At 56.8% G+C, this 20,355-nt stretch carries 15 protein-coding genes; 12 read left to right on the top strand and 3 right to left on the bottom strand.

Going from position 1 to position 20,355, the window contains the following annotated elements; translation table 11 throughout:
- Nucleotides 1–149: 149 nt before the first annotated feature.
- Nucleotides 150–986 (bottom strand): DUF2189 domain-containing protein, encoded by an 837-nt coding sequence (locus tag ABIE64_RS09785; protein ID WP_007089683.1) that lies wholly within the window; start codon nucleotides 984–986, stop codon nucleotides 150–152.
- Nucleotides 987–1,388: 402 nt separating this feature from the next.
- Here ABIE64_RS09785 and ABIE64_RS09780 point away from each other — a divergent pair, with 402 nt between their 5' ends.
- The 10 genes from ABIE64_RS09780 to queG all read left to right on the top strand — a co-directional run bounded on the left by ABIE64_RS09780 (nucleotide 1,389) and on the right by queG (nucleotide 16,040).
- A complete protein-coding gene (locus ABIE64_RS09780) occupies nucleotides 1,389–4,976 on the top strand; it encodes an AsmA family protein (protein WP_354377295.1) in 3,588 nt (1,195 codons plus the stop codon).
- 170 nt (nucleotides 4,977–5,146) lie between these two features.
- Nucleotides 5,147–6,676, top strand: a complete 1,530-nt coding sequence (locus ABIE64_RS09775) for an inorganic phosphate transporter (RefSeq protein WP_354377294.1) — start codon at nucleotides 5,147–5,149, stop codon at nucleotides 6,674–6,676.
- A gap of 260 nt (nucleotides 6,677–6,936) precedes the next feature.
- Entirely contained in the window at nucleotides 6,937–7,482 is a 546-nt protein-coding gene (locus ABIE64_RS09770; RefSeq protein ID WP_114095459.1) for a queuosine precursor transporter, read from the top strand.
- 102 nt (nucleotides 7,483–7,584) lie between these two features.
- Nucleotides 7,585–8,634 (top strand): tRNA preQ1(34) S-adenosylmethionine ribosyltransferase-isomerase QueA, encoded by a 1,050-nt coding sequence (gene queA / locus ABIE64_RS09765; RefSeq protein WP_354377293.1) that lies wholly within the window; start codon nucleotides 7,585–7,587, stop codon nucleotides 8,632–8,634.
- A complete protein-coding gene (tgt, locus tag ABIE64_RS09760) occupies nucleotides 8,634–9,776 on the top strand; it encodes a tRNA guanosine(34) transglycosylase Tgt (protein ID WP_354377292.1) in 1,143 nt (380 codons plus the stop codon). The genes queA and tgt overlap by 1 nt, the downstream gene beginning before the upstream one ends.
- A 4-nt stretch (nucleotides 9,777–9,780) precedes the next feature.
- Complete coding sequence (queF, locus tag ABIE64_RS09755; protein ID WP_341364686.1) at nucleotides 9,781–10,248, top strand: preQ(1) synthase; 468 nt, start codon at nucleotides 9,781–9,783, stop codon at nucleotides 10,246–10,248.
- A gap of 195 nt (nucleotides 10,249–10,443) precedes the next feature.
- Nucleotides 10,444–10,968, top strand: a complete 525-nt coding sequence (locus ABIE64_RS09750) for an RNA polymerase sigma factor (protein WP_354377291.1) — start codon at nucleotides 10,444–10,446, stop codon at nucleotides 10,966–10,968.
- Nucleotides 10,969–11,107: 139 nt separating this feature from the next.
- Nucleotides 11,108–12,130, top strand: a complete 1,023-nt coding sequence (locus ABIE64_RS09745; RefSeq protein WP_354377290.1) for a FecR family protein — start codon at nucleotides 11,108–11,110, stop codon at nucleotides 12,128–12,130.
- 165 nt (nucleotides 12,131–12,295) lie between these two features.
- Nucleotides 12,296–14,773 (top strand): TonB-dependent siderophore receptor, encoded by a 2,478-nt coding sequence (locus ABIE64_RS09740; protein WP_354377289.1) that lies wholly within the window; start codon nucleotides 12,296–12,298, stop codon nucleotides 14,771–14,773.
- 112 nt (nucleotides 14,774–14,885) lie between these two features.
- Nucleotides 14,886–16,040, top strand: coding sequence for a tRNA epoxyqueuosine(34) reductase QueG (queG, locus tag ABIE64_RS09735; RefSeq protein ID WP_354377288.1), 1,155 nt, complete (start codon nucleotides 14,886–14,888; stop codon nucleotides 16,038–16,040).
- Nucleotides 16,041–16,042: 2 nt separating this feature from the next.
- Here the strand turns inward: queG and ABIE64_RS09730 are convergent, their stop codons facing one another.
- On the bottom strand, nucleotides 16,043–16,819 hold the full coding sequence (locus ABIE64_RS09730; protein ID WP_354377287.1) for a phosphodiesterase: 777 nt from the start codon (nucleotides 16,817–16,819) through the stop codon (nucleotides 16,043–16,045).
- Between the two features lie 78 nt (nucleotides 16,820–16,897).
- On the opposite strand from ABIE64_RS09730, the gene ABIE64_RS09725 reads away from it, so the two are divergent.
- Together ABIE64_RS09725 and asnB are read left to right on the top strand one after the other, a co-directional pair.
- A complete protein-coding gene (locus ABIE64_RS09725; protein ID WP_007089671.1) occupies nucleotides 16,898–17,170 on the top strand; it encodes a ribbon-helix-helix domain-containing protein in 273 nt (90 codons plus the stop codon).
- Nucleotides 17,171–19,111, top strand: a complete 1,941-nt coding sequence (gene asnB / locus ABIE64_RS09720) for an asparagine synthase (glutamine-hydrolyzing) (RefSeq protein ID WP_354377286.1) — start codon at nucleotides 17,171–17,173, stop codon at nucleotides 19,109–19,111.
- Here the strand turns inward: asnB and ABIE64_RS09715 are convergent.
- Complete coding sequence (locus ABIE64_RS09715) at nucleotides 19,072–20,160, bottom strand: response regulator (RefSeq protein ID WP_354377285.1); 1,089 nt, start codon at nucleotides 20,158–20,160, stop codon at nucleotides 19,072–19,074. The genes asnB and ABIE64_RS09715 overlap by 40 nt on opposite strands.
- Nucleotides 20,161–20,355 lie beyond the last annotated feature (195 nt).

Raw genomic sequence — 20,355 nt, 5'->3', positions numbered from 1 at the left:
CTTCCGCCAAGCTATCGAAAGGTTTAGCACATGGGGTATCCGGGTTGGCTAACACGGGTTAGTTTTGCCGAGTTTCTTTTGGCAAAAACAAAGGCGCAAGGCTGGTTTCAGGCATCCTTGCGCCGATGTGAAATGCTATTTGGCGGGTGTTATGGTACCACACGCCGCAGGCGTCGGGCTTCGGCCTTTTCAGTGTCTATCAGGCCGCGATAGGCATGCCAGCTTGAATAGCCCAGAAGCGGCATCATGACCGCAAGACCCAGCAGGAAGACCACCATGCCACACGCCGCCATGACCGCAATCATGGCTGCCCACCCGGTCAGGACCCGCCAGTTTTTGCGAAACGCCGCAACACTTATGATCAGGGCGGTAATCACATCGATATCACGATCCACCAGAAGCGGGATCGAGACGACCGTAATGGCAAACACCATCATCGCCAGCACACCGCCAAGGATGGTGCCGGTAATCAGGAAGGTGATGGCATCGCGCGAGAAGAAGGTTTCCCATACCAGCACATCAAGCGACGGGACCGAGCCATTGTAAAACAGCGCAAATAACAGCATGGCAATGCGCGTCCAGGCCAGAAAGAACAGCATCAGGACGACGCCAATCGCGCCAAGCTGACCCGGATTGCGACGGAAACCGTTCAGGCTATGCCACAGGGTGACATTTTCACCCATTTCAAGGCGGCGGCTGGTTTCATAAAGGCCAACGGCAATCACCGGTGCCAGAAGCATGAAACCGGCACCCAGCGGCAGGGTCAGATAGGGCTGACCCGATTGAAAGAGGCTGAGTAGAATAAGATAACCGGCAATGACGCAAAGCCCGCCATAGGCAAGACCGATGGCGGGGGTACGTTTGAAATCGCGCCAGCCTGCTTCAAGCCATTTGCCGGACTGGTCACTTGTGACATCGCGGATGGCAATGCCTTGCGGAAGCCCGCCGATGGAACCTGTTGGTTGTTCGATTGTGGTTTCGGACATCTGCATCCTCCCTGCACCCTGTTGATCAGAATTGATCAAGGTGGCTGATACACAGGCTCAACGCCCTGATGGTGTGTTCTTTTTTGTTTATAGTATCACTTCGCAAAACAATTGCCAGTATCGGCTGTGTTCAATAGCACAGGTTTTTCATATGAGGGTGCGGGGGCGGTTTTCCATAGGGGGTGCTTGATTACCGCTGGTCTTGCGCACAAATTCATAGGTGAACCGGTAAAAGGGAAATGCGCGTACCGAAAACGTGCGGAAATGGTATCATCAACCAACTTATTGCCATTTTCTGTTGCGACGAGCGGTACGAGCCATATGCTACTGAGATAAATACAACATCGCACCGCGCAAACATGTCTGTTTCAGCGGTGCCAAGCAAAAAGCGGAGCCGGACTGTTGAAAAAGATCCTTGCCGTGATTGGCGCCATTCTGGTCGTGATCATCGCTGCCCTGTTGGTCATTCCTTCCCTGATTGACTGGAACGGTTACAAGCCACAGATCACCCAGGCAGTGCGTGAAGCAACCGGTCGCGATCTTGAAATTCGCGGCGATCTTTCGATGTCCGTTCTGCCGTTCCCGGCATTATCGGTCGAACAGGTGACGCTTGGCAACCTGCCCGGCGCGCAGGACCCCGACATGGTGTCGGTCAAGGAAGTCCGGGTTTCGGTCGCCCTGATGCCGCTTCTGACTGGCAATGTGCAGGTGACCGAGATCAGCCTGATTGATCCGGTGATTTCCATCGAGACATTTGAAGACGGCAGCAACAATCTGGTGTTTGATCCGGCACAGGCCGCGCCAAGCGGGCCGGATGCCGGCACGATCACGACACCGCCATCCGCATCCCCGGCACCGAATGGTGAACAGGCGGCACCCGATGCACAATCGGGCGGAAGCGACGCCGGATCATCCGATTTTGCCAGCACGATCCAGATTGACCGTCTAGAAATCGAAAATGCGACAATCCTTTATCACACACCGGGCAGCACGGAGCGGATCGAGGGGCTGACCCTTGGCGTTTCGGCCGACAGCCTGAATGGTCCGGCAAAGGGCGAGGGATATGTTTTCTATCGCGGGATTCCGCTGACGTTTAATTTCAATGTCGGCGAAATCAGCCAGACCGGCCCGTTCCCGGTCGGCATGCAGATTGGCATCGACAAGGTCGATGGCGGTATCAATTTAAGCGGTCAGGTTGATCTTTCGGCGGAATATCCGGGCTTTAACGGCCAGATTGACGGCAAGTTTGATGATCTGCGCGAAGCGGCCCTTCGGATTGCAGGCGACGGTGCCGACATCCCCGATATCGCCGCCAAGCCGTTCAATCTGGGCGGGCAGGTTGCCGCCAATGCCAAATCTGTCACGGTTAATGACCTGTCGATCCGGTTTGGTGAAACCCGTGGATCGGGGGCAATTGCGATTGATCAGGACCCGCAAATGCGGGCCGATGTGGCGCTGCGTTTCAATCAGCTTGATCTTGATTCAATCCTTGTGCTGACGCATATGGGCGATGGTGACGCCCCGGACACAGGCGCGGGCAGCACGGGCGACAGCGGCATGGCGACCCCGGAAAATGGATCGGCGGGCGATGCGGGTGGGCAATCCATCCCGTCGCAGGGCGACAAGACATCGGGTGCGGCCAATGGTCCGATGATCCCGGCTGATCTGACGGCATCGATTGATTTCGAAGTTGAAACCCTGATCTATAACCAGACGCCGGTTCACAATGCTCGGATCAATGCCGCGATTGCCAACAGCAAGATCACATTGAACGAAGTTTCCGCCGGTTTGCCGGGGGGGACGGATTTCTCGGTGTTTGGTAGCATTTCGGGCGAAGGTCCGAAGCCGAGTGCGGCCCTTTCCTATGAGATGGCATCGGAAAATATTCGGGCGGTGGCGCGCTGGCTTGGGGTGGATGTTGATGGCATCCGGGCGGACCGGTTGCGTCGTTTCTCGTTGACCGGTGGGGTCAAGGGGACACCGAACAAGCTTGATATTTCCGATCTGGATATGCGGATTGATGATACGGCCATTCGCGGTGCGATTGTCGCCAATCTGAGCGGCGAGGGGCTTCCGGCACTTGGTATTGGTCTTAAGCTCGATCGTATCAATCTGGATCAGTATGTTTCGGCAGCACCAGCCGCCGGAAATGGCGATGCGGCAAGCCCAGCGGGCAACGATTCCGCAACAACGGATTCCGGCACGGCAGCGAACGGTTCGGATGCGGCCCCGTCGTCGGGACCCGCGGCGGGCGGTGATGCCATGGTCAGGATGATCAAGGATGCGCTGGCACCGCTTGATGGTGTTGCGGCCAATTATCGGTTGGCGGCTGATGAAATCATTTCATCGGGTGTGTCGATCAAGGGCATTTCGATTGATGGCAGCCTGAGCGGTTCGCAGATCACGCTGAACAATTTTGCAGTGGCCGATGCGGCCGGGCTTTCGGCCAGTGCCAGCGGTGTGTTCCGTGGCGATGTGGCTGTTCCGGCATTCGAGGGGATCAAGCTTAAAGTCACGGCCAAAACGCTGGCGCCGTTGGCGAAGCTGACCGGTATGACGCTTCCGGCACCGGCCAGCGAATATAAAAGCATTCAGGCCAATATCGGGCTGAATGGCCCGGTGACCGGCCCGAACCTTGATCTTGATGTATCCAACCCGTTGATGCAGGTGGCATTGAACGGGGTGCTGAGCGACCTGTTCGGGGCAACACCGGGCATTGATGGCAAACTTGCGATGCAGGCATCAAGCCTGAACCGTGTGTTGCCGTTGCTGGCACCGACCTATGAGCCATCGGGCAATCTGGGGCGTCTGGTTCTGGACAGTACGGTCAAGGGCAATGCCAAGAATATCGCGCTTGATATCGCGAAGTTCGGGATCGGTCCGTTTGAAACCAGGGGTGATGTTGATTTCGACGCCACCGGGGCGCAGCCGAAACTGGCCGTGGCCCTTTCAGGCGGGGTATTGAATGTTGATCCGTTCGTGCCCGCGGCAAAACGGGCCGGACTGATGCCCGAAGGCGGTAGCGGTGCGCGCCGGGCGGCTTTCAATATGCCGACCACGATGAAGGTTACGACTGTTGATGCCCGTGACGGCACGCCGTGGGATGATACGGTGATTGATGTGTCGGCCCTGCGGTCGATTGATGCCGATATCACGGTCGCACTTGATCAGCTTGATTTCGATACCTACAGCCTTGTGAAGCCTGATTTGAAGGCGACACTCGTGACCGGGCTTCTGACCATCGAGAAATTCACCGGCCTTCTGGGCGATGGTGATCTGTCGATTGATGGCACGTTTGATGCGCGCAATTCCGATACGCCGAAACTGGCGCTTAAAGGTAATCTTGACGGGGCGGATATCGAAAAGCTGACCCCGATCCGGGTTGCCAATGACACGGTGATCGGCGGGGCGGCGACGAAGTTTGATGTCACCGCATCGGGCAATACATCGCGCAAGCTGATCAGTGCGTTGAATGGCACGGCGAACCTTGTCCTGAATAATGTCCGGTTCAGCAATGCCGATAAACGGTCTGCTGATCCGAAGCTGAACATTCAGGCATTGTTACAGCAGGGCCCGCAGGCGATGGTGGTTGAAGGGGTTGGTAACAACGATCTGGTTCAGACCCTTGAAGCCGACATTGCCATCACCAACGGGATTGCCAAAACCACCCGTGTCGAAGCGACATCGCGTGTGGGGACGGCGGATGCCGATGCGACCCTTGATCTGCCGAAATGGCAGATGGATACGCAGGCCGATTTCGATTTTTCCGAGAAAATCGAAGAGTTGCCGCCATTTAGCGTTTACGCCAAGGGCAATATCAGCAACCCGGCGATTACCGGCCGCATGGACAAGGTCGCGATCAAGGTTCTGGATAATATCCTTGATAAGGCACTGGGCGGGAGTGGTTCATCCGATAACGGATCGGGAAGTTCGGGCAAGGATGCGGCCAAGGATGTTCTGAAAGGGCTTCTGAACCAGTTCGGTCGATAACTTTTCACAACTGTTCCAAACGTAAAGCGGCCCTGCAGTGCGGGGCCGTTTTGCTATTGGCGGGATGCGGTCGGGACATGGCTGTCATAAAAAGGCAAAAAAACCTTAACAAACCGGGTTTGCTTCGACATGATCCGCGCGTCGATTCCCTTTTTAAGTAACGGTTGATCATGGTCGCAAAGAAAACCGCTCTGGATAAGGATCTCAAATGGCAGCGCCGCATGGATGCGGGTGCCGGAGAGACTGCCTCCCTGAGTGCGAAGCTCGGACTTGCGCTTGTCTTTCTTTTGGCGTGCAGCGCCTTTGTCGCCTTTCACATGGGCGGCCTGCCGCAAAGCGGATTTCTGATCGCCGCTGCGGTGATCGGCGGTTACATGGCACTGAATATCGGTGCAAATGACGTGGCCAACAATGTTGGTCCGGCGGTTGGTTCAAAGGCGCTGACCATGGTTGGCGCCCTTTTGATTGCAGCCGTGTTTGAAGCAGCCGGGGCGATTATCGCCGGTGGCGATGTTGTTGGCACGATCAAGAACGGCATTATCGACCCGACCCAGATGCCCGATGCACAGACCTTTGTCTGGGCGATGATGGCGGCCCTTCTGGCAGCCGCCCTTTGGCTTAACCTTGCTACATGGCTGGGCGCGCCGGTATCGACCACCCATTCCATCGTTGGCGGTGTGATGGGGGCGGGGATGGCAGCCGTCGGCATTGGCGCGGTCAATTGGCCGACCATGGGCACGATTGCCGCAAGTTGGGTGATTTCACCGGTTCTGGGTGGGGTGATCGCAGCCGCGTTCCTTGCCTTTATCAAGTTCAAGATTCTGTATACCGAAAATTGCGTCGAAGCGGCTCGCAAATGGGTGCCGATTTTGGTCGGTGTGATGGTATCGGCCTTCACCATGTATCTGATGATGAAGGGGATCAAAAAGATCTGGGCTGCTGATACGTGGCAGGTCATTGTTATCGGTATCGCAGCCTTTTTCGTCACCCTGTTGCCGACCCGCAAGGCCGTGCTGCATGCGTCGCGTAACATGACCGGGCGGCGCAAGGAAATCGCATCGCTGTTTCGCATTCCGCTGGTCGTGTCCGCAGCCCTTCTGTCATTCGCGCATGGATCAAATGATGTGGCGAATGCCATTGGACCGTTGGCCGCCATCGTTTCGGGTGTTGATAGCGGCGAGATCGTGACATCGGCCCCGATCCCGATCTGGGTGATGGTGATCGGGGCGATTGGTATTTCTGCCGGTCTGATCCTGTTCGGGCCGAAACTGATCAAGACGGTCGGATCGAAAATCACCAAGCTTGATCCGATCCGGGCCTATACCGTGGCGCTGTCGGCGGCTTTGACGGTGATTGTGGCATCCGCGCTGGGTCTTCCGGTCAGTTCGACCCATATTGCGGTTGGTGCGGTGTTTGGGGTCGGGTTCCTGCGTGAAACGCTAAGCCATCGTCGCCGGATGGATAGTGCGCCGATGCTGGTCGGTGCGGAACCGGAAAGTGACGAACAGAAACAGCATATCGAAGCCCTGCGTCAGCTTGACCCGGCACAGGCCGAAAAGGCCGAGAAGAAACTGCGCAAGCGGTTGCTGGTGCGGCGTCGGTATGCGGTGACGATTGCGACCGCGTGGGTGATCACGGTTCCGGCCGGGGCGTTCCTTGGCGCGTTGCTGTTTTTCACCATTCGCGGGATCATGCTTTAATTCCGTCGGAATTAGGCGCAGAATTGACGTTTCGCGGCACGGTGCTCCTCCTTTTCCCCGGAGCAGCTTGTGGCGATCTGCAGCGGCGGTCAGGCTTTGTCTGACCGCCGTTTTTCCTTGACGCCTGGGGCCTGCAAGCGTAATTACCGCGACATAATTTGAAACAAACCCGTGCCGAATCGTCGCCCAATCAAAGTGGGCCGCGAGATTTCCTATGCGTGCGTTCTGCTTTTGGTCAGGATTTTGGTTAAGGAAAAACGATGAAAGCCATCATTATTGGCGTTCTGGCAATGGCCGTGACGGTTGTTGCATCGAACATTCTGGTTGAATATCCGCTGCCGGGCGTTTTGGCCGATTGGCTGACTTATGGGGCGTTTACCTATCCGGTGGCGTTTCTGGTGACTGACCTGACCAACCGCGCACGCGGGGCAGCGGCGGCACGCCTTGTCGTGCTGGCCGGGTTTGCGATTGCGGTTGTTCTGTCGTTGATCGTTGCCGATACGCGCATTGCGATTGCATCGGGCACGGCGTTTCTGATTGCGCAGATGCTTGACGTGACGGTGTTTGACAGGCTGCGCCGGGCGACCTGGTGGAAAGCCCCGCTGATCTCATCGGGGATCGGGTCGGCGGTGGATACGGCCTTGTTCTTTTCCATCGCTTTTGTCGGTACCGGGCTTCCGTGGCATACATGGGCGATGGGCGATTTCAGCGCCAAGATCATCATGGCGCTGACCTGTCTGGCACCGTTCCGTTTGCTGATGGCAATTATTACCCCGCGCCTGAATATCGAACCGGCAAAAGGGTGATGCAGGGCTGATATTCCGGCGGGCGTCTTGTGATTTTGCAAAGGGGGGCGGTATAAGGCGCCCCTCTGATTTTTTCTGATAATTGCAGGTTTTGTTTTTCTGATGAAAGTCGATCTGTTCGATTTCGATCTGCCGCGTGAGTGCATTGCCGAACATCCGGCCAACCCGCGTGACAGTGCCCGCATGCTTGATCTGACGGGCGGGCAGACGCATGACCGCATCGTTCGTGAATTGCCCGAAATCCTGCGGCCCGGTGATCTTCTGATTTCCAATGATACCCGCGTGATCCCGGCGCGCCTGTTTGGCAAGCGCGGGGAGGCGGGCATTGAAGTGACCCTGCACAAGCAGGAAGGTCTTGCACAATGGCGCGCCTTTGCCAAACCGGCCAAGAAGCTGCGCGTTGGGGAAACCTTCAAGGTTGCCGATGATTTCGAAGCCGAGGTCATGGAAAAGAAAGACGGCGGCGAGGTGTTGCTGCGCTTTAACGTTGCCGGGGCTGATCTGATTGCCGCGCTTGAAAAATATGGCGTGATGCCGTTGCCGCCCTATATCCGGCGGGAAAAGGGTGGGGATAATCAGGACAGATCGGATTATCAGACGATTTTCGCCCAGCATGACGGCGCGGTGGCAGCCCCGACGGCGGGTTTGCATTTTACCCCGGAACTGCTGGCAGCGATTGATGCGCGCGGTATCGAGCGCCGCACGATCACGCTTCATGTCGGGGCGGGCACGTTTTTGCCGGTCAAGGTGGATGATACCGAAGACCACAAAATGCATGCCGAATGGGGCAGCATATCGCCCGAAATCGCCAGCCTGATCAATGAAACGCGCGCCAAGGGCGGGCGGGTTGTTGCGGTCGGGACGACGTCGCTTCGGTTGCTTGAAAGTGCGGCGCGCGAAGACGGGGTGGTTGAACCGTTCGAGAACGAGACCGACATCTTTATCACGCCGGGCTATAAATTCCGGGCAGTGGATATGCTGCTGACCAATTTCCATCTGCCACGGTCAACGCTTTTCATGCTGGTATCGGCCTTTGCCGGGTTTGAGCGCATGAAGGCGGCCTATGGCCACGCGATTGAAAACAAGTACCGTTTCTATTCCTATGGCGATTGCAGCCTGCTTGAATGCGCCAGTAAGATTGAAAAAAGCTGATGACTGAATTCCGTTATGAACTTCTGGCGACCGACGGCAAGGCCCGTCTCGGCCGCATTCATACCGCCCACGGCGTGATCGATACCCCGGCCTTCATGCCGGTTGGCACGGCTGCCACGGTCAAGGGCATGTTGCCGGAAAATGTCGCTGATACCGGTGCGCAAATCCTGCTTGGCAACACCTATCACCTGATGCTGCGCCCCGGTGCGGAACGCATTGCACGCCTTGGCGGTTTGCATAAATTCATGAATTGGGACAAGCCGATCCTGACCGATAGCGGCGGCTATCAGGTGATGTCGTTATCCAAGCTGCGCAAGATTACCGAAGATGGTGTTACGTTCAAAAGCCATATCGACGGGCGCAAATTTGCCCTGTCGCCGGAACGTTCGATGGAAATCCAGCATCTGCTGGGATCGACGATTACCATGGCGTTTGACGAATGCACCCCGTTCCCGGCGACCGAACAGCAGGCCGCAGAGTCCATGCGCATGTCGATGCGCTGGGCCAAACGGTCCAAGGATGCATTTGTCGGGCGCGAAGGCTATGCGCTTTATGGCATTCAGCAGGGCAGCGTTTTTGAAAATCTGCGGCGCGAAAGTTCCGAAAAACTGGCCGAGCTTGACCTTCTGGGCCATTCAGTCGGTGGTCTTGCAGTTGGCGAGGGCCAGCAGATCATGTTTGATACGCTTGATTTCTGTGTCGATATGCTGCCCGCCAACAAGCCCCGTTACCTGATGGGGGTTGGCAAGCCATCGGACCTTGTGGGCGCGGTGATGCGCGGGATTGACCAGTTTGATTGCGTTTTGCCGACCCGTTCGGGCCGCAATGCGCAGGCCTTTACCCATCGCGGCACGCTGAACCTTAAAAACGGGCGGCATCGCGATGATGACCGTCCGCTGGATGATCAGTGCAATTGTCCGGCCTGCACGAAATATTCGCGCGCCTATCTGCATCACCTGATCAAGGCGGGCGAGATTTTGGGGGCGGTTCTGCTGACCTGGCATAACCTTGCCTATTATCAGGATCTGATGCGTGGCATGCGCGACGCCATTGCCGCGGGCCGCATGGAACAGTTCGCCCGTGATTTTTATGCAGGCCAAGAAGGCGGGGATATTGATCCCGTGCCGATCAGCGAGGATTAATCACATGGCCGATCAAACCATTTACGACAACCTGACCATGCTGGGTGGCACCACCGAACAGCCTGCCAGCCCGGATGAAGCGGTTCTTGAACGGGTACAGAACCCGCAGGCCGGAACCGATTACTGTGTTCGGTTTGTTGCACCGGAATTCACATCGCTTTGCCCGATCACCGGTCAGCCGGATTTTGCCCATCTGGTGATTGACTATGTGCCGGGGGATTGGCTGGTGGAAAGCAAGTCGCTGAAGCTGTTTCTGACGTCGTTTCGCAATCATGGCTCGTTCCACGAGGATTGCACGGTCAAGGTCGGCAAACGCATCGTCGAGACGCTTGATCCGAAATGGCTGCGCATCGGCGGATACTGGTATCCGCGCGGCGGCATTCCGATTGACGTGTTTTACCAGACCGGCCCGGCCCCCGAAGGGGTGTGGATCCCCGATCAGGGCGTTGCCCCCTATCGCGGTCGGGGCTAGGCTCACCGGAATTGCTGCGAAATCAAAGGCTGCTGTCGGGAAACCGGTGGCAGCCTTTTTGTTTTCGGGCATTACCGGTATGTGTATTTATTAACAATGCGAATTATTCTCATTGTTTTGGGTTTTGGTTCTTGCTAATAGACGGGCGGGCAGGATGACCTGCGACACTTGGCAACGATATGTTTGGGCAAGGCCATGGCGCGCAATAGCGCATCGGTTCTGATCGCAAGCTTTCAGGAAAATTACGAACAGCTTTTCCGGTTTCTGACCCGAAAGCTGGGCGGGGACCATGAACGCGCAGCCGATGTGGTGCAGGATACCTATGTGCGGCTTGCCGATACACCCGATCAGGGGGACGTGATTGACAATCCGCGTGCCTATATCTATCGGGTGGCCGGGAATCTTGCGATTGACGGGATCAGGCGTGATAAACGCATTACCGCCCATCACGATATGGACGAGGATACCGACGCGATCCACGATCCCAAACCCGGCCCCGAAAACATCGTGCTCGATCGTGAACAGATTTTACTGCTTGATAAGGCGCTGGAAAAGCTGCCAGAAAAGCCACGTATGGCGTTGCTGATGTTTCGGGTCGACGGGTTGTCACACAGTGAAATTGCCGCGCGTCTTGGCGTATCAAACAGCATGGTCGCGAAATATATCGTGCGCGCCCTGCAACATTGCCGCGACGAGCTTTTGCGCGAGGGCGAAAAATAATGGCAAAAATCATTGTAGATTTGCCCATGCCCAAACGTCTTAACAATAACGGCTCCACAACCGGGGCCGGACAGAATCATTTTCGGGGTATCGGGTTTTGAAGACCGGGTTATCGGATCAGCAACCAGCCAGCAGGCCATTGACCGCCGATCTTGGCGATCAGGCGATTGAATGGCTGGTGATGCTGCAATCGGGGGATGCCACCATGCGCGACCGTGCGGCCTTTGCCGACTGGTGCGCGCAAAGCCCCGATCACGCCCGTGCCGCGGCCGAGGCCCAAAGCCTTTTTGCCGCCATCGGTCAAACCGAAGCCGCGCAGCAATGGCAGGAAAATCCCGACATTCAGAACGAGATCGGCAGTTTCCGATCCCTCGCGCCGGGGGCAGCCCCGACCCGCAGGCAACCTTCGCTACAACCGGCACAGCGCAGGGTATTTGGGGCCCGGCCCGGACGCCTTGCCATTGCGGGGGCAATGATTTGCGCCTTGATGCTGGCGATCTTTGGCGGATTGGAAGCAACCGGGCCGATTGCGCGCTGGACATCGGATTACAGCACGGCCATCGGGCAGCAGCGGGCGGTGACGCTTGCCGATGGATCGATTGCACACATGAATACCGCATCGGCCTTTTCCGTTGATTTTTCCGGCCCACGTCGCGAAATCCGCCTTGAAGCGGGCGAAGTAATTTTTGACGTGGCGAAGGATGCCGATCATCCGTTTATTGTTTCCGCCAATGGCGGGGCGGCGCGCGCGGTTGGTACGGTTTACGGGGTGCGGCTTGAGGACGGCGGGGCGAATGTCACCGTGCGCGAAGGCATTGTCGAAGTGACCCGTGGCGACAGTGAGCCGGTGCGGATCACCGTCGGGCAGCAGGCGCATTATGACACCGATGGTGGATTGAGCAAGATTACGGATGCCGATCTTGCGGCCTATGGCAGCTGGCAGCGTGGTAAGCTGATTTTCAATCAGCGGACGCTTTCGGATGTGATGGCGGAACTGCAACGCTACCAGCCGGGCAGGATCGTTGTGGCGCGCGATACGTTGCGCGACCTTAAGGTTACGGGTGTGTTCGAAACGACTGACCTTGATGCGGTTTTTGCCTCTATCGCGCAAACGACATCCGCACGCGTTACCCGGTTGCCGTTGCTGACGATCATCTATTGATCCTTCTGGCGAAGGCCAAGGGTTTCCGGGCTTTTTCCCGATCTGAAAATTTTTTGAATTTTTTACTGCAAATCACGTTAGCCGGTTTCGTCTCAGAAATAACAGCGAATGATTTCGGTTCTTAATTTCATTCGCATTGGGGTTTCTGACGAAAAGGCTTATGGAATGAATACAAACGTTTGTGTGGCCCGGCGGATGATGCTGATGGGCTGGAAACGCCGTCTTGCGGTAACCACGGTGATTTCCGGCGTTGTTGCTATTGCACCGTTTTGTGCGACGGCGGCCGATATTGCCGCGTCGCGCGACAATGCCGAAATCGCACAGGCGAGCGTGATTGATTTCAACATCCCGGCACAGGACCTTGACCGGGCGCTGACCAGCCTTGCCGATCAGGCAGGCGTGCGTCTGTTCTTTCCGTCCGGCGGAATTTCCGGTGTTCAGGCATCCGCCATTCAGGGGGAAATGACGGTTGATCAGGCGCTGGGCCAGCTTCTGAGCGGGACGGGTTATACGTGGCGCTTTACCGAGGATAACACGGTCACGATTGAACAGATCGCCGCCAGTGGTGAAACGGTGCTTGATCCGGTGCGGGTCGAAGCCAATGCGGTCACCGAAACCGCAGATGGCCCGGTGGACGGCTATGTCGCGACCCGGTCGCGTGCGGCGACCAAAACCGGCACACCGATCCTTGAAACAGCGCAAAGCATTAGCGTGGTGACCAAGGAGCAGATGGAAGATCAGGGATCGCAGACGGTGATGCAGGCGATGCGCTATACCCCCGGTGCCTTCACCGGGCAGGTCGGTGCGTCAAACCGGTACGATTACATTATCCTGCGCGGCCTGGTGGATCGCAGCATCGATAATATCTATCTCGATGGCCTGAAAACCATGAGCGATGATTCTACCTATAGCTCGATGCAGATCGATCCCTATTTCGTCGAACGTGCCGATGTGGTCAAAGGACCGGCATCGGTGCTTTATGGTCGCAGTTCGCCCGGTGGTCTTGTCGCACTATCAAGCAAGAAACCGCAATTCGAACAGCAGGGCGAGGTCGAGCTTTCCTATGGCAATCGCAATCAGCGCGGGGTCGGTTTTGATTTCACCGGTCCGCTGGACGAGGCAGGCAAGCTTGCCTATCGCGTTGTCGGCAAAGCCGATGCATCCGATACCCAGTTCGAAGGTACTGAAGAAGAACGTTATGCCATTGCCCCGTCGCTGACCGCCAATATCAGCGATGATACACGCCTGACCCTGTCGGGTTATTTCCAGAAAGACCCGGAAGGCGGCACCCATAATGGCCTGCCGTCCGAAGGCACGCTTTTCCCGAGTAACGGCCAGTATATCTCGAACACTTTCTTTGACGGTGATCCGGCATTGGAAAGTTATGAGCGTACCCAGAACATGGTTGGTTACGAGTTTGAACATGATTTCGACGATACCTGGACGGTGCGCCAGAACTTCCGCTTCCTTGATGCCGATGTGCATCTTGACCAGATTTACCAGACGGGCTGGAGCGGTACCTCAAATGAGTTGACGCGAACCTATGGCGGTGGGGATGAAAGCCTTCGCGCCTTTACGGTGGATAACCAGGCCGAAGCCAATTTTGCCACCGGTGACGTTGATCATACGGTTGTGATGGGCTTTGATTATCAGGATCGCAAAAGCGAAAACAAATGGCTGTTTACCGGGGCATCGAACATTGATGCCTTCAATCCGGTCTATGGCAGCCCCGGGGTTGCGTTGGGAGCAATCACCAACAGCAACAGCCGGTCCCTTGAACAGGCCGGGCTTTATGCCGAGGATCAGCTGGCCTATGAAAACTGGCGTTTCTCGCTGGGTCTTCGGCAGGATTGGCTGGAAACCAGCAACCTGAACCGTTTGACCAATGTTGAACAGGGTGAAGACCGCAGCAAGCTGACCAAACGTGCCGGGGTTCTTTATCTGTTTGATAACGGCATCGCGCCCTATTTCAATTATTCGGAATCCTTCAATCCCAGCCTGTCGAGTGACGCATCGGGCAAGCCGCTGGAACCGACCGAAGGTACGCAATATGAAGTCGGCGTAAAATTCCAGCCTGAAGGCAGCAAAACGATGCTGAGTGCGGCGGCATTCCATATCGAACAGGAAAACGTTGCGGTTTATAACAACCTGACAACGGCATGGGAGCCGGTTGGAACGATTGAGTCCCAAGGTATTGAGCTTGAGGCACGCACCGAACTGACCGATAATCTTAGCGTGCTGGCCGGTTACACTTATACCGATGCGTCCTTTGATGCGCCGGGGTCGGTCAAGGATGGCAATCGTCCGCAGCAGGTACCCGAACATATGGTGTCGCTTTGGGGGCATTACCGCTTTGATCAGGGATCGCTTGACGGGCTCGGCATCGGGGCAGGGATCCGCTATGTCGGTGAAACGGCTGCGAATGAGGCCAACACCCTTATGGTTCCGGACTACACGCTGGTTGATGTCGTGCTGAACTATGATCTGGCGCAGGTTGGCATGAACAATGCCGATTTCCGGCTGAATGTGAACAACCTGATGGACGAGGAATATGTCGCGTCCTGTCTGATCACGCAGTGGTCGGATAACTGTTATTATGGCGAGGAACGCACAATTCTGGCGACGCTGCGATATCGCTTCTGATTTCGCCCGGCGTCGACTTAAAGGCCGCAGCCATGTGCTGCGGCCTTTTGCGTTTCGGCGACAAACCTATATAAGGCAGCACAGAGAGAGAAAACGACCCAGATGTTTTGCCATGACGGTTGGTGCTGCGATAACCCTTGAAAGCCTTCAGGCCAAAGCTCGTGAAATCGGCTTTGATGTCTGTGGCGTGGCGCGCCCGCAGATTGACGAACGCAATCAGGCGCGGCTCGATGAATTTGTCGCCGCTGCCGAATATGGCACCATGGACTGGATGAATGACCCGGAACGGCTGCCGCGCCGTCGCGATCCGAAAATGCTGTGGCCGGATGTCAAATCCGTCATTGTTCTGGGTTCCAACTATGGCCCTGCGGAAAATCCGCTAACCCTTCTGGACCATCCCGACCGGGCGATGATTTCGGTCTATGCCAGAAATCGCGACTATCACGATCTGATCAAAAAACGCCTCAAGCAGCTTGCGCGCTGGATGATGGAACAGGCGCAGAAAGCGGGTGCTGATGGCGAACAGGTCAAGGTGTTTGTCGATACCGCCCCGGTGCTGGAAAAGCCGTTGGGGCAGGCCGCCGGGATTGGTTGGCAGGGGAAGCATACCAATCTTGTGTCGCGCGAATACGGCAGCTGGCTGTTTCTGGGCGAGGTGTTCACGACCCTTGAATTTGATCTGGCTGAACCGGAAATCGATCATTGCGGGTCATGCGCCAAATGCCTTTCGGCCTGTCCGACCGATGCCTTTCCGGGGCCCTATAAACTTGATGCGCGCAAATGCATTTCGTATCTGACGATCGAGCATGATGGCTTGATCCCGCCCCAGTTTCGACGCGCAATGGGCAACCGGATTTATGGCTGTGACGATTGTCTGGCAGTGTGTCCGTGGAACAAGTTTGCCAGCCGGACACAGGAAATGGCCTTTATCCCGCGCGCCGAACTGACCGCGCCAAGGCTTGCCGATTTCCTTGATCTTGATGACGAGACATTTCGCAGTTTCTTTACCGGATCGCCGATCAAGCGGATCGGGCGGGCGAAGTTTTTGCGCAATGTTCTGACGGCGGTGGGCAATAGCGGGGCGGTCAATCTTGTGCCGCGTGTCGAGAGCCTTTTGACCGACGAAAGCCCGCTTGTGCGCGGATCGGCGGTCTGGGCGCTGTCGCAATTGATGGATGGCAAGGCGTTTGACGCCCTGCGATCCCGTCATGAACGCATGGAAAGTGATCCGGTGGTGCTGGCGGAATGGGCGCGCCCCGCGCCGTGATCCTAGTCGAACGGCACTGTTTCATAATGATAGCGCACATTGCCCGACGGATCGGTCAGTACGATGCCGAACATCGGCTTTAACGGGGCGCGTTCAAACAGTTCTTCTTCCTTTTCATGACGCATGTCGAGAGGTTCGCCCTTCTGGCTGCTGCCGCCGACATTGAATGGAATCCCCTGCCAGATGCCGTTGCCGGGACGGTGCAGGTGGCCAAGGAAGATATGCCTGATCTGCGGATGGTCTTTGACGATGACGGCCAGTTCGGCGTCGGCATCCATCCGGATCGAGTCAAGGAACGGCAGGCCCATATCAAGCGGCGGGTGATGCATGAACAGGAAGGTCGGTAGGTCTTGGTGGTCTGCCAGTTCGTGTTTCAGCCAGTCAAGCCGGGCGTCGCACAATGTGCCGTGATGCGCATCGGGCACGATGGTATCAAGCATCACAAAGCGGATGCCGCCGATTGTCTGACCATGATTGATAAAGCCGTTTTCATCGCGCGGCGTATCAGGGAAGGCGGCGAGCATCGGTTCGCGGATATCGTGATTGCCCGGGATCATGATAAACGGCATGGCAAGGGTCGCGAACAGTTCGACCGCGTGGTCATATTGTTCCGGGCGGCCATGATGGGTAATGTCGCCGGTAATCACGCAGATCGCGGCATCGGCATGATATTCATTGATTTCGGCAATGACGGCACGCAGCGTTTCACCCGCATGTGGTGGGCGCGAAAGATCATCACGGGCCAGCAGATGCGTGTCGGAAAGATGTATGAATTTCATAGGGATGCCTTATCATGATCGGGTGACGCCACCGGCATGATGATCGAGTTGCCGAGGATTGGGAAGATATACAGGCCGATGAGCAGCGACGTTCGCAAAAGATCTGTGACAATTGCCGGACACCGGACGAGTTTCTCGCTTGAAGATGCGTTCTGGTCCGAACTTCAGGGCATCGCAACACGGCGCGACATGGCAATTGCCGAACTGGTTGCCGAGGTTGACGAAGGCCGCGACGGCAACCTTTCAAGCGCCTTGCGGTTATATGTGCTGGCGGATTTGCAGGGGCGGTTGGGGCGGGATCGTGACCCTGATATGCCATCGGGTCACGAAGAAGCACCGGAAGATCAATAAATGTGTGGACTGGCAGGGGCGACAGCCAGCGGGGAGCAACCACGTGTTCACGCAGCACTGCATGCACTTGCCCATCGGGGGCCGGATGGTGAAGGGTGCTGGTCTGATCCCGCGGGTGCGGTAACGCTTGGCGTGCGTCGGCTGATCACGACCGATCCGGGGGCTGCGGCAAATCAGCCCCTGATTTCACCCGATGGCCGGTTTGTTCTGGCGTTTAACGGTTATATTGCCGGGCATCGGCGGCGTATTTCATCCTTGCGCCAAGATGGTTTCACTGTTGAAAGCGACAGTGATGCGGCGCTGTTTCTGACGGTTCTTGGTAATGCCCTGCGTGATGGTGGTGATCCTGCCAAACCGCTTGGCGATCTGTCCGGGCAGTATGCCTTTGCGCTTTGGGATTGCGCCTTGCGGCAGCTTTGGCTGGGGCGTGATCCGGTCGGGATAAAGCCGCTTTATTTCGTGGAGTACGGCAGTGGCAATGTGGCTTTCGCGTCCGAGATTGCCGCCCTGCGATGCATCGTACCGACCATGCCGGACCAGAATGTTTTTCCGCATTATCTTGCACATCTGTTTGTCCCGGCACCGGCGACCGGCTTTGCCGATATCCGGCAGTTACGGCCGGGGGAGCTGATCTGCTGGCAGGATGGCAAGATTGATAGCCGGATGATCCGGCCAGCCACTTGCCACCGATATGACGGCGAAGACGCAGTTGCCGATCTGCGCGGGGCCATTCGCCAGTCGGTGGCCGATGCGATGGATGCGGACCGTAATGTTGGCATGCTTTTGTCCGGTGGAATGGATAGTGGTGCGATTGCCGCGATGGCGTGTGATGTCGCGCGTGAACGCGGGCAAAAGCCGCCACCGGGATTTGTCATGCAGTTCCGCGATGCCGGGATGGATGAAACACCACGTGCGCGGCAGTTGGCGAAGCATCTGGGAATGGAGCTGCATGTCATTGCGGCACCGGAGGAGCCTGAGGAAATTTTGGGGCATCTGAAGGATGGTTTACGGGCTTTTGGTTCACCCTTTGGCAATCCGTCGATTGTTCTGATGCAGGCATTGAGTGCGGGCGTGTCAAAGCATGTGCCGGTCTGTCTGGCCGGGGATGGCGGGGATGAGCTGTTTGGCGGTTATCCGCGCTATCGGGCCGCCCGGATGTTCCGTTTTTGGCAGCATATACCCGGTGTTGTTCGGCGCGCGATGGCCGGGAATTTTGCGAGGACATTGCCGCGTGGGGCCGAACGGTTTGTTCAAGGCGGGCAGGGAAGCGCCGAGGATGCGTTTCATTTCTGGAATGATCGCGCCGGTATTTCGCAAGTGCCATCGAAATTGTCATTGGCCGCGGATTTGCCAAATGGCGAATTGAGCGACCGGCTGATGGCGTTTGACCGGAAAATCACCTTGCCGGGCAATCAGCTTGCCATGTCGGACAGGTGCGGCATGGCGTATGGGCTTGAATATCGGGTGCCGTTGCTTGGTCATGAGGTGATGGCAATCGCCGGGCATGTTCAGGCAGGGGCGCATCTGCGCGGCGGGGGGAAGGCCCTGTTGCGGGCGGTCATCGCGCCGATGATGCCTGATGGTTATCTGTGTGCAGGCAAAATCGGCTTCAACCCGCCGATCGCTGAATGGTTGGTCAAGCTTGGCGCATTGCTTTGGGGAAATGAGGGGCGGATCATTGAGGTCTTGTTTGGCGATCTGCCGGTGACAAACCGCCAACGGCGGCATTACTGGCACAGGGCAACACAAGCTAGGGCACCGGATATGGCGTTAAGCCTTTGGGCGATGCTGGTCTGGCGACTGCGGGAGGAGTGTTGGCAATCGGATATCGGAGAGGCAAACATCAGCACAGCAATGGTGGAAAATGTTGCATTGTTTGCAGCACGCATCAAGACAGGGGGTTACATGCCGGAACGCCCCCAGCCGCGTGAACGGCGATAAAGATTAAGCGCGGTCAGGGCCGTTGGTGCCAGTTGCACCACCTGGCGTGACAGGGCGAGGATGCGGCCTTCGTCGATATCGTCTTCTTCAAAGAAATTCTGTGTGACCCCGCACAAATCGGAAAGCTGGCGCAAGCCAAAGGTGCCCGAGGTGCTTTTGAGCACATGGACTTCGTCCCGGACGGTTGCGAGGTCGTCATTTGACAGCGCGTTGTCAATTTTGACCAGACGGGTTTCGGTTTCATTGATGAAAAGGTCGATACCGCATGATGCGCCTTCGTCCCCGGCGTCGGCATAAAGCTGTTCGAGGGTGCGGATATCAAGCACCGGGCTTGAAGGCGGATCAAGGCGTTCCGGGCGGGTGATGCGTGCCCCCTTGGATCGCAATACCGGCGGCGGCGAAAGGCGCGGGGCGGAAGCAGCCCCCTCCGGGGACCGGCTGATGAGGTCGCGGATGGTATCAAGCAGCTTGGTGCGCTGGATCGGTTTGTTGATAAATTCATCAACCCCGGACTGACGCGCAATGACGTTCCAGTCGCGCGACTGATGGGCAGACAAGGCAATGATGGGGGTATGGGCAACCGGCCCCTGCATGTGGCGGATGCGGCGCGTCGTATGCAATCCGTCCATATCGGGCATTTCAACATCCATCAGGATCAGATCGGCCGTCACCCCGCGACGCAGCATGTTCAGCACGGTCTGCCCATTGGTGGCCTCGACAATGCCGTATCCTTCGGCTTGCAGGATGCGGCGCGCGACCATGCGGTTGCTTTCGCTGTCATCGGCGATGATCACGGTACCGATTTTACTGTCATTGGCCGATGCCGGAAGGGCAATCGGGTGGGGATGCTCCGCCTGCGGTTTGACGAAGCACACGGAAATCATGCCGCCGTCAGCAAGCTCGGTCTCGGAAAACAGCAGGTCTTCTTCGGCAACGCCGGTAATCAGCTGTTCCCATGCCGGGTTCGCATAGATGATCCGTTCATTGCTGTCAAAAAGAGCGATGCCCGCACTTGTCTGTGCCAGTGCATCGATGATCTGATTATTCATTGGCCACCTTATCGATTCGGTGCCCAGTCCCACATCGCGAATGTAGATTTATATCTTTATATGAAACGTAAACGTTCCTGCCGCGAATTTGGTATTGTTACATCTTTTTCTTATAAGTCCATGGTTTTTACCAATTGCAGCCCGCAAGGCTGCCTTGGCCATGAAACATTTTGCGAAACAAACGTTTCATTAAGT

The organism is Thalassospira sp. MBR-102 (genome assembly GCF_040549275.1).
Lineage (GTDB): Bacteria > Pseudomonadota > Alphaproteobacteria > Rhodospirillales > Thalassospiraceae > Thalassospira > Thalassospira xiamenensis.
The sequence above is the reverse complement of the archived record's forward strand: the minus strand, read 5'-3'. Positions and strand labels throughout refer to the sequence as shown.

What these genes read in the sequence shown, in the direction of transcription:
- ABIE64_RS09785 (WP_007089683.1), bottom strand. Translation starts at nt 986, where the DNA reads ATGTCCGAAACCACAATCGAACAACCAACAGGTTCCATCGGCGGGCTT.
- queA (WP_354377293.1), top strand. Translation starts at nt 7,585, where the DNA reads ATGAAAGTCGATCTGTTCGATTTCGATCTGCCGCGTGAGTGCATTGCC.
- ABIE64_RS09740 (WP_354377289.1), top strand. Translation starts at nt 12,296, where the DNA reads ATGAATACAAACGTTTGTGTGGCCCGGCGGATGATGCTGATGGGCTGG.
- ABIE64_RS09750 (WP_354377291.1), top strand. Translation starts at nt 10,444, where the DNA reads ATGGCGCGCAATAGCGCATCGGTTCTGATCGCAAGCTTTCAGGAAAAT.
- queG (WP_354377288.1), top strand. Translation starts at nt 14,886, where the DNA reads ATGACGGTTGGTGCTGCGATAACCCTTGAAAGCCTTCAGGCCAAAGCT.
- ABIE64_RS09775 (WP_354377294.1), top strand. Translation starts at nt 5,147, where the DNA reads ATGGTCGCAAAGAAAACCGCTCTGGATAAGGATCTCAAATGGCAGCGC.
- ABIE64_RS09770 (WP_114095459.1), top strand. Translation starts at nt 6,937, where the DNA reads ATGAAAGCCATCATTATTGGCGTTCTGGCAATGGCCGTGACGGTTGTT.
- ABIE64_RS09715 (WP_354377285.1), bottom strand. Translation starts at nt 20,160, where the DNA reads ATGAATAATCAGATCATCGATGCACTGGCACAGACAAGTGCGGGCATC.
- asnB (WP_354377286.1), top strand. Translation starts at nt 17,171, where the DNA reads ATGTGTGGACTGGCAGGGGCGACAGCCAGCGGGGAGCAACCACGTGTT.
- tgt (WP_354377292.1), top strand. Translation starts at nt 8,634, where the DNA reads ATGACTGAATTCCGTTATGAACTTCTGGCGACCGACGGCAAGGCCCGT.
- ABIE64_RS09730 (WP_354377287.1), bottom strand. Translation starts at nt 16,819, where the DNA reads ATGAAATTCATACATCTTTCCGACACGCATCTGCTGGCCCGTGATGAT.
- queF (WP_341364686.1), top strand. Translation starts at nt 9,781, where the DNA reads ATGGCCGATCAAACCATTTACGACAACCTGACCATGCTGGGTGGCACC.
- ABIE64_RS09725 (WP_007089671.1), top strand. Translation starts at nt 16,898, where the DNA reads ATGAGCAGCGACGTTCGCAAAAGATCTGTGACAATTGCCGGACACCGG.